Below are 12,985 nucleotides of genomic sequence, written 5' to 3' on the forward strand. Positions count from 1 at the left end.
GAGAGCCCGCGTCGGCAAGCCCACGCAAACACCTGACTCCATATGTGACATCTTGTCGCAACATTAGCAACTGTAACGTTGATTTGACTGAACGAAAGATCAGTCCTGCGACATCTTCAGGAAAATCTAATTGTTTCAGAAGTCTGGCGGCAGCCTGGGGCGCTGAGGCCGCGCCCTTGACCTATAGCCTTCGAAAATTCTGCTGCAAGAATTCGATCAGGCACCTGACAGCTGTCGCAGCCGCCCCGCGCTGCCCGGCGGCGAGTCGCGCCCGGCCACGCGCTTGAACGCCGCCCGAACAGCGCAAAACCGCAGCATTTCTACCTTCCGTTTATTGCCTTGGCGGACGCGGCCTCTAGGCTTCGGCCAAGCGCAACACCAGGAGAGTTCGCCCATGTTCGGCCGCAAGCCAAGCCCGCCGCCCCGGATCCGCTTTCTCTGCGAACCGCGCGACCATGGGGTGATTGCGCCGCCCATTCCGGCCAGGGACTACCTGCCCGCCTGGTTCCGCCGCCTGCCCGCCGTCGATCCCGAAAAGGTCTCGGCTACCGACACGGGCCTCACCGTCAAGCGCTGCATGCCGTTTCTGGACGCGATGACCACCGGCTGGATCATCCCATTCGCCGCCGAACTGCGGATGACGATCTCGGGGAACGGCACCCATGTGGAGACCGGCTGGGACTTCGACCGCGCCATGGCTTCGGGCCACGGGATGCACCAGGTCAGGGGCAATCCCTGGGGCGACCGCCCGCCCTGCAAGTTCCACAACTTTTGGACCATCGTCACGCCGCCCGGCTGGTCCTGCCTTTTCGTCAGCCCGCTGAACCGGCCGAATGGCCTTTTCGAGGTGATCTCGGGCGTCGTCGACACCGACACCTACACCGCGCCGGTGCACTTCCCCTTCTTCGCCACAGGCTCCGACGGCCTCCATGTGATCGAGAAGGGCTCGCCCATGGTCCAAGTCATCCCCTTCCGCCGCGACGCCGCCGAGATCACGGCCGACATCGGGCCGGAAACCCCCGAGGACGCCGAGGCCCGGGACAAGGTGAACCGCAACACCCGAGCCGGAACCGGCTGGTACCGCACGGACGCCCGCGCCCCCCGCAAGTAACGCGACCGGGGCCGGGAACGCAGAAGGGGGCCAACCGACAGGGTGACCCCCTTCCTTTTGTGCTGCTCGCTTCGCCTGATCAGTCGTCGGAATCGTCGTTCGAGTTCGAGTTGGAGTTCGAATTCGAATTCGAGTTGGAGTTCGAATTGCTGTTCGAGTTGCTGTTGCTGTTGGAATTGCTGTTCGAATTGCTGTTGCTGTTCGAGTTCGAGTTGGAGTTCGAGTTACTGTTGGAGTTCGAGTTACTGTTCGAGTTCGAGCTGCTGTTCGAGTTCGAGTTGCTGTTGCTATTGCTGTTCGAGTTCGAGTCGTCGTCCGACCCCGAATTCGCGATCCAGACCCACTTGCCGTCGCGCATCACCCGCTTCAGCTTGGTTCCACCCTCGACCGGGATGATCGCCGCGCCGCTGCCGTCGAGGTAGCTCTTCGACCGGAACTCGACCGCGCGGTCAGCGCCGCCCTTGCCGGCACCGATCTGCAGCTTGGCAGCCGAAGGCCCGGCATCGGCGGCACCGCCCGTCAGGGTAACGCCAAGCGCCGCGATCATGGTGGCAATCAACTTCATCGTCCGTCTCCGTTCTGTGGTTGCGAGATGGCGACGAGGATATGGCCGCTTGACGCGACGTCCATAAACCGGACGCCAAATCCGCTCAACCAAAGGTAGGACGGCCCGACATAAACCTGGGTTTATGCACCGGGCACCCACCAACCGTCGAATTTGCGGCTTGCCCGGCCCGCAGGGGCAGCTAACATGCTAGCATGAGTCAAGGCGATCTCCTGCACGTCGTCACCAGCGACACGATCTCGGACCGGCGCCGCGCGACGGGACGCCTGCTGATGTGGGGCACGGGGCTCCTTGCGCTCCTCGTCGCGCTGGCGCAGACGCTCGACTCGGCGGGGCTGGTCGAGATCGGCTTCCAGACCTGGCGGCCCACGCTTTACGCCTATTGCACCTGGGCCGTGGCACTTTGCTGGGGGCAGGTACTTCTGCGGGGCGAGGCGGGCAAACGCACCCTCTTCGTCCTGCCCGCCGCGCTCTTCGTCATCTCGCTCACCGTCTTCCCCCTTCTCTTCGGCCTCGTCATCGCCTTTTCCAGCTGGAACCTCTCCAGCCCCGACGGCCGCCAGTTCAACGGCATGGCGAACCTCGTCCAGATGTGGAACGACCCGTTCTACTGGAACGCCATGGGCAACATGGTCTGGTACGTCCTCGCGATCCTTGTCGAATACGCCATCGCCTTCGGCCTTGCGCTCCTCCTCAACGCCCAGATCCGGGCCCGAAAGTTCTTCCGCGTCGCCTTCCTTCTGCCGCTGATGCTCTCGCCCGTCGCGGTCAGCTGGATGGTGGGCAAGTCGATGCTGGAACCCCGCTTCGGCCCGATCGCCCGCCTTGCCCGCTGGCTGGGATGGGAGAACCCGTCCTTCTTCGGCTCGCCCGAGATGGCCAAGCTCACCATCATGGTGATGGACGCCTGGACCTTCATCCCCTTCATGATGATCATGCTTCTCGCCGGCCTGCAGGCGATCCCCAAGGAACTGACCGAAGCCTCCCGCGTCGATGGTGCCACCGGCTGGCGGTCGTTCTGGGAGGTGACCTTCCCCCTGATGCTGCCGGTCTCGATCACCGCGATCCTGATCCGCATCATCTTCAAGCTCAAACTCGCCGACATCGTCATCAACGTCACCTCGGGCGGGCCGGGCGGGGCCACCGACACGGTGACCAGCTTCATCTTCCGCGAATACCGCGACCGGTCGAACGTCGGCTACGGCACCATGCTCGCCATGGTCTACCTTGTCGTCATCATCATCTTCATGACCGTGCTGATGAAACTCGCCGCCCGCCACGCAAGGCCGCGCACATGACCGAAACCGCGATCTTCAAGGACAGCGACACCGACCGCGCCCACCGCGCCAAATGGGTGACAAGCCGGGTCCTGATCTACGGCGTCCTGATCCTCTGGGCGATCATCTGCCTCTTCCCGATCTACTGGACCGTCACGACCAGCTTCAAGATGGCCCCGAACGTGATGAAGGGGAACATGGTGCCTTGGGTCGACTACGACCCCGCCTGGCTCGGCTTCCGCTCGCTCGGCCTTTCGCCCGACACATGGGGGGGCGAATCGACCGTACGGGACGAATTCCTGAAACGCTTCTGGAACTCGACCGTCACCGCCCTCGTCTCCTCGACCCTCGCCGTCCTCCTTGGCAGCCTCGCCGCCTATGGCCTGTCACGGTTCTCCTACCGCTTCGGCTACATGAAGAACGACGACATCTCGTTCTTCTTCCTGTCGCAGCTGATCCTGCCTCCCGTGGTCCTCGCCCTTCCGTTCCTTGTTCTCTACAAGGCGCTCGGGCTGCTTGATACCCGTATCGGGCTGATCCTCCTTTACACCCTCACCGTCCTGCCCATCGTCATATGGATCATGCGCGACCAGTTCGCCGGCATCCCGACCGAGCTGGAAGAGGCGGCGATGGTCGACGGCCTCGGCGTCTGGGGGGCTTTCTTCACCATCATCCTGCCGATCGCGCTGCCCGGCATGGTGGCGGCCTTCATCCTCAGCCTCGTCCTGACCTGGAACGAGTATTTCTTCGCCGCCCTCCTGACCTCCACCCATGCCAATACCCTGCCGGTGATGGTGGCCAGCCAGACCGGGTCGCAGGGCATCAGCTGGTGGTCGATGGCGGCGCTTTCGACGATGGCGATCCTGCCGCTCGTGATCATCGGGATCGTGCTGGAACGCTTCATCATCAAGGGCATGGCGGCCGGCGCGGTGAAGTGAAGCAGCCAGAGGATGCGCTTGCTTTTGCGGTCCGTCCGAATACGCTCTCATCATCTGCCCCCTCAACCCGGAGACTCCAATGTCCAGACGTTTTCTGATGGCGTTCGGCGCGCTTGCCTTGTCCGCTCTTCCCGTCTTCGCCGAGCCGCAGGTCGTCACCCTTGGCAACTTCGTCAGGGCCGAGACCGACGGCTACGCGGTCAAGAACTCGAACAACGGCCAGCTTGGCGTCTTCCACCATGTCCGGACCCCGGTCGAGGTCGACAAGCAGACCGTGATCCGCATGAACCGCGACACGCTGTACAGCTCCGCCGTCTTCGACCTGACAACGCCCGTCACCATCACCCTGCCCGATGCGGGCGACCGCTTCCGGTCGATGCTGGTGATCGACCAGGACCACTACATCAAGGGGGTCGACTACGATGCGGGCGACTATACCCTGACGCAGGAGGCGATCGGCACCCGTTACGTCCAGGTCTTCATCCGTCACTTCATCGACGCCAACGATCCCGACGATCTCGCCAAGGCACATGCGCTGCAGGACGCGATCACGGCGAAACAGGACAATGTCGGCACGCTCGACCTGCCGGACTGGGACAGCGCCTCGCGCGATGCCGTGCGCGGCCTGCTGAACCAGCTCGCCGCCCATCAGGACCCGAATGCGATTGCCTTCGGCGACAAGGGCGAGGTCGACCCCGTCGCCCATCTCGTCGGCACCGCGGCCGGCTGGGGCGCGAACCCGCCCAAGGCGGCGATCTATGTCTTCGGCGCCCCGCCCGACAACAGCGGCAAGACGGCCTACACCCTGACCCTCAAGGATGTGCCGGTCGACGGGTTCTGGTCGGTGATCGTCTACAATAAGGACGGCTTCTTCGAGGCCCCGGTCGAACAGGCCTCGTTCAACAGCGTCACCGCCAAGCCCGAGGCGGATGGCAGCGTCGTGCTGCGCTTCGGCGGCGACGCCTCGCAGCCGAACTACCTCAGGACGATGGAAGGCTGGACCTATGTCGTGCGCCTCTACCGCCCGCGCGACGAGGTCCTGCAGGGAACCTGGACGGTGCCGGCCCTGGCGGAAGCGAAGTAAAGCCGGACGCGCAGCTGTGCGGCGGGGTCATGTCCCCCGCCGCGCCGCCCCGATCAACCGACCAAGACCTTCGGCAAGCGCCACCGCCTCGCCCTCACGCAGCGGCGCTTCTACCAGCGCACACAGCCGCTCGGCATAGACCGGCCACATCCTTGCCCGTGTCGCCAGACCTTCGGCGGTGATCCGCACCAACTGCCCCCGCCCATCCTCCGCGCAGGCCAGCCGCTCCACCAGACCCGCCTGCACCAGCCGGTCCAGAAGCCGCGACGTCCCGTACTGCGGTAGAAGCAGCCGTTCCTGCAACTCGAACGGGCGCAGGCCCGCCTCGGCCCGCTCCAGCTCCCAAAGGGCGTCATACCAGGGCAAGGGCGGCAGGCCCGCCGCCTTCAGCGCAGCCTCCACCTCGTCCAGAAGCACCCGCGACGCGGTCATCAGCCGGGTCCAGGCGGCAACGGTATCAGGGGCAGGCAGCGGCGGGTCGGGTCGGGTCATGGCCACAGTCTGGCATATAGATGCATATGCATCAAGCTTGACTCATCGGCGACTCAGGCATATCGATGCATTTGCATCTACTTCCGCAGCCTCGGAGCATGACCATGAAACACCCCCTCTGCCGCGAAGCCGACGTTCCCGCCGACGGCACCCTCCTTGTCCCCTTCTTCGGGCGCGAAGTTCATGTCTGGCGCACGGGCGGTCGCATCCGCGCCGCCGCGAACACCTGTCTCCACCTCGGCGGGCCGCTGGACTGCAAGGACGGCGCGCTCACCTGTCCCTGGCACGGCGCCCGTTTCTCGCTGGAAGACGGGCGGCGGATCGACGGCCCGGCACCTGCCAACGCGCGCCTCATGTTCCTGCCGATCCGCATCGAGGACGGCGAGGTGCGTTATGTCTGGGGGGAACCGGCATGACGCTGCACCTCATCAGCCATCCGCTCTGCCCTTACGTCCAGCGCGCCGCGATTGCGCTGACCGAAAAGGGCGTTCCCTTCGACCGGACCGACATCGACCTTGCCCGGAAACCGGACTGGTTCCTGCGCCTCTCGCCCTTGGGCAAGACTCCGGTCCTCGTGGTGGACGGCACCCCGATCTTCGAATCTGCCGTCATCCTTGAGTATCTGGAGGAGACGCAGGCCAATCCCCTCCACCCCGCCAACCCGTTGGACCGCGCCCGCCACCGGGCCTGGATCGAGTTCGGATCGGCGATCCTGAACGACATCGCAGGTCTCTACGCCGCGCCGGACGCTCTCGCCTTCACGGGGAAAGTAGCCGCCCTGCACGCCAAGTTCGCCCGCATCGAGGCCGAGCTCGGGCCGGGCCCCTGGTTCGGCGGCGCGGGCTTCGGCCTCGTCGATGCCGTCTTCGGCCCTGTCTTCCGCTACTTCGACAGCTTCGACCACATCGCAGACTTCGGCATCCTCACCGGCCTGCCCAAGGTCACCGCCTGGCGCAAGCACCTCGCCGCCCGCCCCTCGGTCGCAGGCGCCGTCTCATCCGACTACCCGGACCGCCTGCGCCGGTTCCTCCACGCCCGCGGCTCGCACCTCTCGACCCTGATGACGCCCGAACCGGCGGATGCTAGACCATGACGAAGGCGATTACCTCTCGTTAAGCATGTCCTTAACAGATGGTAAACGTCCACGCGCAAGTGTCTGATATCATGATATAATTCAAAACTGACCACTGTGGACAGGGAAACGCGATGCTCAAGGGAATAGACCAGCGCCTCTCGGCCGAGGTGGTGCACATCCTCATGCTGATGGGTCACGGCGACGACCTCGTGATCTGCGACGTGAACCACCCCGCCGCCACCATCGCCGCCGAGACGACCTACGGCCGGCTCGTCGACATGGCCGGCTGCGACATCCCCACCGCCGCGCGGGCGATCCTCTCCCTCATGCCGCTCGATACCTTCGTCCCGACACCCATCACCCGGATGGAGGTGGTGGGCGATCCCACCGGCTTCCAGCCGATCTTCGCCCGGATGCAGGCCGTCGCCGATGAGGCCGAGGGCCGCCGCGTCGGCATGCAAGCCCTCGAACGCTTCGCCTTCTACGAGGCCGCGAAACGCAGCTTCGCGATCATCCGCACCGCCGACAGCGGACCCTACGGCTGCTTCATCCTGAAGAAGGGCGTGGTCAACCTACCCGAACTCTGACCGACCGCTCGTCGCAGGCTCCGCCGCTCCTTGCTGGACCTGCGAGGAGAAGCCGAAGGCGCACGACGAGCGCCCGTCAGCCAAGCCCCAGAACGGCCCGAAGGTGCGCCACCGCGATCGCCACGCCTTTCTCACCCAGCTCCCGCGTCGCGAAAGGGGCGGTCTCGGTGTACCAATGCCCGCCCTCTAGCGCCCGCTCCATCGCGACCGTCTCCGGGGCCAGCGCGAGCATCAGGGCCGTCTCCCCCACCCCTGCATGATCGAAGGGAAAGTCGGCCCCCTTTGGAAAGAGGGGATGGATGCGGATCCAGTTGAACGGGTCCTCGGCCGCCGCGTGACGGTCGTAGTAGTCGGCCATCTCGCGCCGCCCCCACCAGCCTGCACCCCGCTCGGCCTCCAGATGCCGGAAGATCGCGTTCCGCGCGCCCAGGCGGAAGGCAAGGTCGGTCGGCATCCCTTGCGCGAAGTTCTCGGACTGGTGGTGGATCACCCCGTGGATGTTGCGGAACCCCGCCTTCAGAAGGGCCGCGAACAGCGCCTCGATCATCGGCAGCAGGGCCGAGGCGTCCAGATGCAGCGTCCCCGTCCCCTCCGGCCCCGCGACCGCATGGCTGGCCGCGCCATAGGCGAAAGGCGGCAGCGTGACGACCCTGTCCCCCAGCCGCTCCAGCACCCCGGTCACCGCCAAGAGGTCCACCCCCGCCGGCAGGTGCGCGCCGTGGTATTCCATCACCCCGATCGGAAGGACGACCGGCGTGTTCGCCGCGATGGCCTCTTGCAGCTGGTGCGGGCGCAGGCGGGCGAAGTCCATCCGGCTACTCCATGTTGGTATGGCGGGCCCGCATCGCCTCGGGCGTCTGGCCCAGGATAGCGGCAAGGCGCAGGACCATGACCTCGAACACGAGGAACATCGCGCCTTCAAACAGCGAGCCCATCGGCAGGGTCGACACGCCGCCCAGATCCCGCGCCATCGTCTGGGCCGGGATCACCAGCAACTGGTCGGCCGCGCGGGGCGAGGGCCTCTCCGGCTCGGCCGTGATCATCAGCACCCGCGCGCCGTCGCGCTGCGCGACCCCCATCAGCGCGGTGACGGTCGAAAGTTCTCCCGGTCCGGCCGAACACAGAAAGAGGTCGCCCTCGCCCAGTGGAGGGGCCGCCATGTCCCCCTGCATCGCCACCTCAAGGCCAAGGTGGTGAAGCCGCATCACGAAAGCCCGCAGCATCAGCCCCTCGCGCCCGCAGCCATAGGCGACGATCCGGCGGGACGCGGCGATCGTCCGGCACGCCTCCTCGACCTGCCCGTCGTCCAGCGCCAGGGCGACCGCTTCCAGCTCCCGCAGGGCCGAGAGGAGCGCGTTCACGGCAGCGCCGCCATCAGGTCGCGCGTCTGCTGGTAGAGCTGCTTCCAGATCGGATACTGCACGCCATAGGCCGGGACCACCTCGGGCGTCACGGTGCTGGCGTCAGGGTTCCAGGCCCGGATGTCGCCGGGGCTGACCGCTCCGATGGCAAGCGCTGCCAGGAAGGCGTCGCCATAGCTGGCGCCGATGGTCTTTTCGCAGACGTGCTGCACGACCCCGCCGATATCCGACGTCGCCTGCAGCCAGAGCGCGTTCTTCGTTCCCCCGCCGACCGCGAGCACCCGCCCCGGCGCGGCACCAACCTCGGCGCAGGTCTCAAACACATGGGCGGTCCCCATCGCGATCCCTTCCAGCACCGCGCGGTAAAGGTCGGCGCGGGTATGGGTCAGGTCCAGCCCGAAGAAGACCCCCTTGGCATGGGGGTCATGGATCGGGGTCCGCTCGCCCGAGAAATAGGGCAGGCAGATCAGCCCCTTCGCGCCCTTCGGACTGGCCGCCGCCTCGGCCGCCAGCGTGCCGAAGTCGGCATCGCGCGCCAGCTGGTCGCGGAACCAGTGGGTCAGCGTTCCGCTGGTCGCAAGCCCCGCCATGCTGGCGTGCTGGCCGGGGAAAAGCCAGGGCGCATACCAGAGCCGTGCGTCGCGGACCGGCTGCGCGGTGACCTGGATGATGAAGATGGTCGAGCCATACATCACCATCATCTCGCCCGGGGCCGCGACGCCCACGCTAACCGCCTCGGCCGCCGCGTCGATGGTGCCGCAGGTCACCGGCGTGCCGATCGCCAGCCCGGTCTCGGCCGCCGCCGCCGCCGTCACCCGCCCCGCGATCTCGCTGGACCACATCAGACGTGGCAGACGTTCCAGCGGCAGAAAGTCGGCCAGATCATCCGTCCAATCCTGCCGCCCCACATCGTAAAGCGGCGAGAAATTCGCGGCAGTGTAGTGGTCGATCACATACTCTCCGGTCAGCTTCCAGGTGAGGTAGCTGGTCGAGGTCAGGACCTTCGCCGTCCGCGCGAAAAGCTCCGGCTGCGTCTCCTTCAGCCACAGGATCTTCGGCCCGACCGACTGCGAGGTCAGCGCGTTGCCGCAGCGCGCAAGGATCACCTCTTCGCCGATGGCGGCATTCAAGGCGGCAATCTGGTCGGTCGCACGAGTGTCGACGCCATAAAGGACCCCGTTCATCAGCGGCCTGCCGTCCGCGTCCACCGGCAGCATGCAGGGCCCGATGGCACTGGCCGCGACCGCCTTGATCTCATGCGGGTCAAGGCCGGACTGGGCCAGCAAGGCCTTGGTCACAAAGACGAAATCGCCCCACCAATCCTCATCCGCGCGGTGTTCGGCCCAGCCGGGACGCGGCACCATCATCTTGTGCGGCCGGCTTGCGGTGGCGGTGATCGTGCCGTCATGGGCGACAAGGACGCCCTTGGTCTCGAAGGTCCCGATGTCGATGCCAAGGGTGTGGGTCATGGGCTGCGCGTCAGGGTAAAGCCGGGGGTGATCCGGTCCAGCCCCGCATCCAGAAGCCGGACCAGCGCCCCAAGGTCATCGGTATCCACCACCTCGAGCGACGAATGAGAATACCGCATCGGGAAACCGACATCGAGGCAGGCCACACCTTCCGGCCCCATGAACTGGATGTAGCTCAGGTCCGTCAGCGCGCCGGTATGGGCGGAGCGCTGCAGGGGAAGACCGGCGCCTTCGGCCGCGTCCTCCATCAGCCGGACGAGGGCAGGATGCGGGATCACCCCGTTCAGCGTGCCCCGCCCGTGGAAGGAGTAAAGGCTGATCCCCGGCCCGCCCCCCAGGCGGACATCACCCCGCCCGGACATGTCCGGCGTGTCGCAGGCGAGGAGAAGGTCGATCTGCAACGCGATGTCCGGCTGCAGCGCCGTGGCCGCCGGCAGCACGCCGCGCAGGTTGTACTCCTCCTGCACCGACCAGACGAGGTGCAGCGTCGGCCCGGGCTTTCCCTTCCGAGCAGCCGCCAGCGCCAGCAGCACCGCACATCCGGCCCGGTCGTCGACCGAGGTTCCGGCCAGCCGCGTCCCCTGCAACGGCAGGACACGCGGCGCATAGGTCACGGGCGTGCCGATCCGCACCCTTGCCGCCTCGGCCTCGGCAGCACTCGCGAAGCCCGCATCGACGTAAAGCTCGGCGTAAGGGACGACGCGGTACTTCTCTTCCGGCGCCGTCGCATGGTGCGACTTGTTTGCGATGACACCGTTCACATCGCCCTTGTCGGTCGAAAGGACCACCGCCTGCGCCGGCAGTGCGCGTTCCGGCACCCCGCCCAGCCGCTCCAGCCGAATGAGCCCGTTCGCCTCGACCTTGCGGACGATGAAGCCCAACTGGTCCATATGGGTGAAGATCATCACCGACGGGCGCGAAGGATCGCCCGGGATCGTCGTCATCAGGTTCCCCAGCCGGTCCGACCGGTGCGGCAACCCCATCCGGTCCAGATGCGCGGCGATGGCCTTCGCCACCCGCTCCTCATGGCCCGAAAGGCCGGGGATCAGCATCAGCTCCGTCAGCGTCTCCCGGATCATGCGCCGCCCCGTGCCGCCCTTGCGCGGTCCATGAAATCCTTCGCCCGTGCGGGGTCCACCGCCGCCCAGGTGTCGCCGTCGACCTTCAGGGCCGAGCCGACGATGCAGCCATCGGCGATCCGCAGCACCTCGGCCACCGTCGCGTGCTTCACCCCCGTGTTCGCCAGAACCGGCACCGAGGGCAGCACCCGCTTCACCGCCTCCAGATCCTCCATCCGCGCCGCCTCACCCGTGATGGCACCCGAGACGAGGACCGCATCGGGGACCGATGAGAAGACCGCCGACCGCGCCCGGTCCGCCAGCGGGCGGGGATCGAGCGAGCCCGCGAATTCGGCCGAGACGTTGTAAAGCGTCGCCACCTCGCCCACCCCCAACCGCGAGGCATAGCGCCGGGCGGCCCCGGCGTCGGGCGCCCAAAGGCCCATGTCGCTGGCATAGGTGCCGGTGAAGATTTCGCGCACGAAGGCCGCCCCGGTCGCCGCCGCCAGTGCCATCGTCGCCATCGGGTCCCAAAGCACATTGACGCCGAAAGGCACGGTGATCCGGTCGCGGAGCCGACCGATGACATAGGCCATCGTCGCCGTGCTGGCCGTGTCGACCTTCAGTTCATAGGGCCGGTCATTCTCATTCCCGAACATCACCGCATCGACCCCGGCGGCCTGAAGTGCGGCAAGGTCCGCCTCGGCCCCCCGCAGGATACCTTCGACCCCGCCAGCGGCATCATGCAGCGGCGTGCCCGGCATCGCGCCGAGGTGCACCATGGCGATCACCGGCTTTTTCCGCCCGAAGACCCGTTCGAACCGCGTCATCTCATCCCCCGTTTCCGGTCAGGCTAACGTGAAAGACTGTGGCGGGGAAGCCCTTGCCATACTAGCATGCCAGCAGATGACGGAGGCGCGGATGCTGGCACGGCGACACTGGAAAGGGCGGGGAACCGGGGGGATTTCCTTTACCGAGCTTGGCTTCGGGGCAGCCCCCCTGGGCAACCTCTTCCGCGCCATCAGCGAGGACGAGGCGCAGGCCGTCCTGGAAGGCGCCTGGGCCGCCGGTGTGCGCTACTTCGACACCGCGCCGCTTTACGGCCTCGGGCTGTCCGAGACGCGGATCAACCAGTTTCTCCGGGGAAAGCCGCGCGCGGATTACGTGCTCTCGACCAAGGTCGGGCGGCTTCTGTCGGCGATCCCGCCGGGACAAGGGGACGGGGCCGACAAGTGGATCGACGTGCCGTCCCGGCGCGAACGCTTCGACTACAGCCATGACGGGGTGCTGCGCAGCCTTGAGGATAGCCTCGAACGGCTGGGACTGGACCGGGTGGACCTTGTCTATGTCCACGACCTCGACGTCTTCACGCATGGCAGCGAAGCCGCCAAGCAGGCCCGGCTTGAAGAGTTCATGGCCGGCGGCTACCGCGCCCTTACCCGCCTGCGCGACGAAGGGGTGATCGCGGGCTTCGGCGCCGGGGTGAACGAATGGGAGCCCTGCGACTGGCTGCTGGAGCGGGGGGAATTCGACGTCTTCCTCCTCGCCGGGCGCTTCACCCTTCTGGAACAGGGGGCGCTTCCCTTCATGGACAAGGCCGCCGCGCGGGGCGTGGGCGTGGTGATCGGGGGACCCTACAACTCGGGCATCCTTGCCACCGGCCCGCGGCCCGGCGCGCAGTACAACTACGCACCCGCTCCGCAAGCGGTGCTGGACCGCGCCGCCCGGCTGCAGGCGATCTGCGAAAGCCACGGCGTCCGGCTGGTCGACGCCGCCTTCCGCTTTCCGCTCCTCCACCCGGCCACGGTCAGCGTGATCCCCGGCGGACAGGGCAAGGCCGAGATGGACAGCAACGCCCGCGCGGCGGGGGCCGCAATCCCCCGCGCACTCTGGCAGGAACTGGCGGGTGAGGGGCTGATCCCGCCCCGACTGGTTCCCGCGAGCTGAGGTGCGGACCCAGGGATTTTC

The 12,985-nt window shown here is 66.7% G+C and carries 15 protein-coding genes; 8 read left to right on the forward strand and 7 right to left on the reverse strand.

Going from position 1 to position 12,985, the window contains the following annotated elements; all coding sequences use genetic code 11:
* Positions 1–394: 394 nt before the first annotated feature.
* Positions 395–1,111 carry a DUF6065 family protein gene (locus AC2D9V_RS00525; protein WP_484712076.1) on the forward strand — a complete coding sequence of 239 codons (717 nt, stop codon included), beginning with the start codon at positions 395–397 and terminating at the stop codon, positions 1,109–1,111.
* A 79-nt stretch (positions 1,112–1,190) separates the two neighbouring features.
* On the opposite strand, the gene AC2D9V_RS00530 is transcribed toward AC2D9V_RS00525, so the two are convergent.
* Positions 1,191–1,676 carry a hypothetical protein gene (locus AC2D9V_RS00530; RefSeq protein ID WP_484712077.1) on the reverse strand — a complete coding sequence of 162 codons (486 nt, stop codon included), beginning with the start codon at positions 1,674–1,676 and terminating at the stop codon, positions 1,191–1,193.
* Positions 1,677–1,870: 194 nt separating this feature from the next.
* Here AC2D9V_RS00530 and AC2D9V_RS00535 point away from each other — a divergent pair, with 194 nt between their 5' ends.
* The 3 genes from AC2D9V_RS00535 (at position 1,871) to AC2D9V_RS00545 (ending at position 4,975) form a co-directional block, all read left to right on the forward strand.
* Positions 1,871–2,974, forward strand: coding sequence for a carbohydrate ABC transporter permease (locus tag AC2D9V_RS00535; protein WP_484712078.1), 1,104 nt, complete (start codon positions 1,871–1,873; stop codon positions 2,972–2,974).
* On the forward strand, positions 2,971–3,891 hold the full coding sequence (locus tag AC2D9V_RS00540) for a carbohydrate ABC transporter permease (protein ID WP_484712079.1): 921 nt from the start codon (positions 2,971–2,973) through the stop codon (positions 3,889–3,891). Before AC2D9V_RS00535 ends, AC2D9V_RS00540 begins: the two co-directional genes overlap by 4 nt.
* A gap of 79 nt (positions 3,892–3,970) precedes the next feature.
* Complete coding sequence (locus AC2D9V_RS00545; protein ID WP_484712080.1) at positions 3,971–4,975, forward strand: DUF1214 domain-containing protein; 1,005 nt, start codon at positions 3,971–3,973, stop codon at positions 4,973–4,975.
* 27 nt (positions 4,976–5,002) lie between these two features.
* Here the strand turns inward: AC2D9V_RS00545 and AC2D9V_RS00550 are convergent, their stop codons facing one another.
* On the reverse strand, positions 5,003–5,467 hold the full coding sequence (locus AC2D9V_RS00550; protein WP_484712081.1) for a MarR family winged helix-turn-helix transcriptional regulator: 465 nt from the start codon (positions 5,465–5,467) through the stop codon (positions 5,003–5,005).
* Between the two features lie 104 nt (positions 5,468–5,571).
* Here AC2D9V_RS00550 and AC2D9V_RS00555 point away from each other — a divergent pair, with 104 nt between their 5' ends.
* The 3 genes from AC2D9V_RS00555 to AC2D9V_RS00565 all read left to right on the forward strand — a co-directional run bounded on the left by AC2D9V_RS00555 (position 5,572) and on the right by AC2D9V_RS00565 (position 7,129).
* The gene (locus tag AC2D9V_RS00555; RefSeq protein WP_484712082.1) at positions 5,572–5,883 is read left to right on the forward strand and encodes a Rieske (2Fe-2S) protein; all 312 of its coding nucleotides are present in this window, start codon (positions 5,572–5,574) and stop codon (positions 5,881–5,883) included.
* Complete coding sequence (locus AC2D9V_RS00560) at positions 5,880–6,560, forward strand: glutathione S-transferase family protein (protein ID WP_484712083.1); 681 nt, start codon at positions 5,880–5,882, stop codon at positions 6,558–6,560. Before AC2D9V_RS00555 ends, AC2D9V_RS00560 begins: the two co-directional genes overlap by 4 nt.
* 113 nt (positions 6,561–6,673) lie before the next feature.
* The gene (locus AC2D9V_RS00565) at positions 6,674–7,129 is read left to right on the forward strand and encodes an RbsD/FucU family protein (protein WP_484712084.1); all 456 of its coding nucleotides are present in this window, start codon (positions 6,674–6,676) and stop codon (positions 7,127–7,129) included.
* 76 nt (positions 7,130–7,205) lie between these two features.
* Here AC2D9V_RS00565 and AC2D9V_RS00570 read toward each other — a convergent pair whose 3' ends face one another.
* From AC2D9V_RS00570 to AC2D9V_RS00590, 5 genes are read right to left on the reverse strand one after another with little or no spacing between them, the layout of a single operon-like run.
* The gene (locus AC2D9V_RS00570) at positions 7,206–7,940 is read right to left on the reverse strand and encodes a creatininase family protein (RefSeq protein WP_484712085.1); all 735 of its coding nucleotides are present in this window, start codon (positions 7,938–7,940) and stop codon (positions 7,206–7,208) included.
* Between the two features lie 4 nt (positions 7,941–7,944).
* Positions 7,945–8,490 carry an SIS domain-containing protein gene (locus AC2D9V_RS00575; RefSeq protein WP_484712086.1) on the reverse strand — a complete coding sequence of 182 codons (546 nt, stop codon included), beginning with the start codon at positions 8,488–8,490 and terminating at the stop codon, positions 7,945–7,947.
* Positions 8,487–9,959, reverse strand: coding sequence for an FGGY-family carbohydrate kinase (locus AC2D9V_RS00580; protein WP_484712087.1), 1,473 nt, complete (start codon positions 9,957–9,959; stop codon positions 8,487–8,489). Before AC2D9V_RS00580 ends, AC2D9V_RS00575 begins: the two co-directional genes overlap by 4 nt.
* Positions 9,956–11,038, reverse strand: a complete 1,083-nt coding sequence (locus tag AC2D9V_RS00585) for a M42 family metallopeptidase (protein WP_484712088.1) — start codon at positions 11,036–11,038, stop codon at positions 9,956–9,958. Before AC2D9V_RS00585 ends, AC2D9V_RS00580 begins: the two co-directional genes overlap by 4 nt.
* Positions 11,035–11,847, reverse strand: coding sequence for a BtpA/SgcQ family protein (locus AC2D9V_RS00590; RefSeq protein ID WP_484712089.1), 813 nt, complete (start codon positions 11,845–11,847; stop codon positions 11,035–11,037). The genes AC2D9V_RS00585 and AC2D9V_RS00590 overlap by 4 nt, the downstream gene beginning before the upstream one ends.
* 76 nt (positions 11,848–11,923) lie before the next feature.
* Between AC2D9V_RS00590 and AC2D9V_RS00595 the strand changes: the two genes are divergently transcribed.
* Positions 11,924–12,964, forward strand: coding sequence for an aldo/keto reductase (locus AC2D9V_RS00595; protein ID WP_484712090.1), 1,041 nt, complete (start codon positions 11,924–11,926; stop codon positions 12,962–12,964).
* The last annotated feature ends 21 nt before the right edge of the window (positions 12,965–12,985 follow it).

The sequence above is a fragment of the Tabrizicola sp. T46 genome (assembly GCF_057219895.1).

Excerpts from the sequence above, each read along its gene's own strand:
- AC2D9V_RS00525 (WP_484712076.1), top strand. The coding sequence starts at position 395 with ATGTTCGGCCGCAAGCCAAGCCCGCCGCCCCGGATCCGCTTTCTCTGC.
- AC2D9V_RS00530 (WP_484712077.1), bottom strand. The coding sequence starts at position 1,676 with ATGAAGTTGATTGCCACCATGATCGCGGCGCTTGGCGTTACCCTGACG.
- AC2D9V_RS00535 (WP_484712078.1), top strand. The coding sequence starts at position 1,871 with ATGAGTCAAGGCGATCTCCTGCACGTCGTCACCAGCGACACGATCTCG.
- AC2D9V_RS00540 (WP_484712079.1), top strand. The coding sequence starts at position 2,971 with ATGACCGAAACCGCGATCTTCAAGGACAGCGACACCGACCGCGCCCAC.
- AC2D9V_RS00545 (WP_484712080.1), top strand. The coding sequence starts at position 3,971 with ATGTCCAGACGTTTTCTGATGGCGTTCGGCGCGCTTGCCTTGTCCGCT.
- AC2D9V_RS00550 (WP_484712081.1), bottom strand. The coding sequence starts at position 5,467 with ATGACCCGACCCGACCCGCCGCTGCCTGCCCCTGATACCGTTGCCGCC.
- AC2D9V_RS00555 (WP_484712082.1), top strand. The coding sequence starts at position 5,572 with ATGAAACACCCCCTCTGCCGCGAAGCCGACGTTCCCGCCGACGGCACC.
- AC2D9V_RS00560 (WP_484712083.1), top strand. The coding sequence starts at position 5,880 with ATGACGCTGCACCTCATCAGCCATCCGCTCTGCCCTTACGTCCAGCGC.
- AC2D9V_RS00565 (WP_484712084.1), top strand. The coding sequence starts at position 6,674 with ATGCTCAAGGGAATAGACCAGCGCCTCTCGGCCGAGGTGGTGCACATC.
- AC2D9V_RS00570 (WP_484712085.1), bottom strand. The coding sequence starts at position 7,940 with ATGGACTTCGCCCGCCTGCGCCCGCACCAGCTGCAAGAGGCCATCGCG.
- AC2D9V_RS00580 (WP_484712087.1), bottom strand. The coding sequence starts at position 9,959 with ATGACCCACACCCTTGGCATCGACATCGGGACCTTCGAGACCAAGGGC.
- AC2D9V_RS00585 (WP_484712088.1), bottom strand. The coding sequence starts at position 11,038 with ATGATCCGGGAGACGCTGACGGAGCTGATGCTGATCCCCGGCCTTTCG.
- AC2D9V_RS00590 (WP_484712089.1), bottom strand. The coding sequence starts at position 11,847 with ATGACGCGGTTCGAACGGGTCTTCGGGCGGAAAAAGCCGGTGATCGCC.
- AC2D9V_RS00595 (WP_484712090.1), top strand. The coding sequence starts at position 11,924 with ATGACGGAGGCGCGGATGCTGGCACGGCGACACTGGAAAGGGCGGGGA.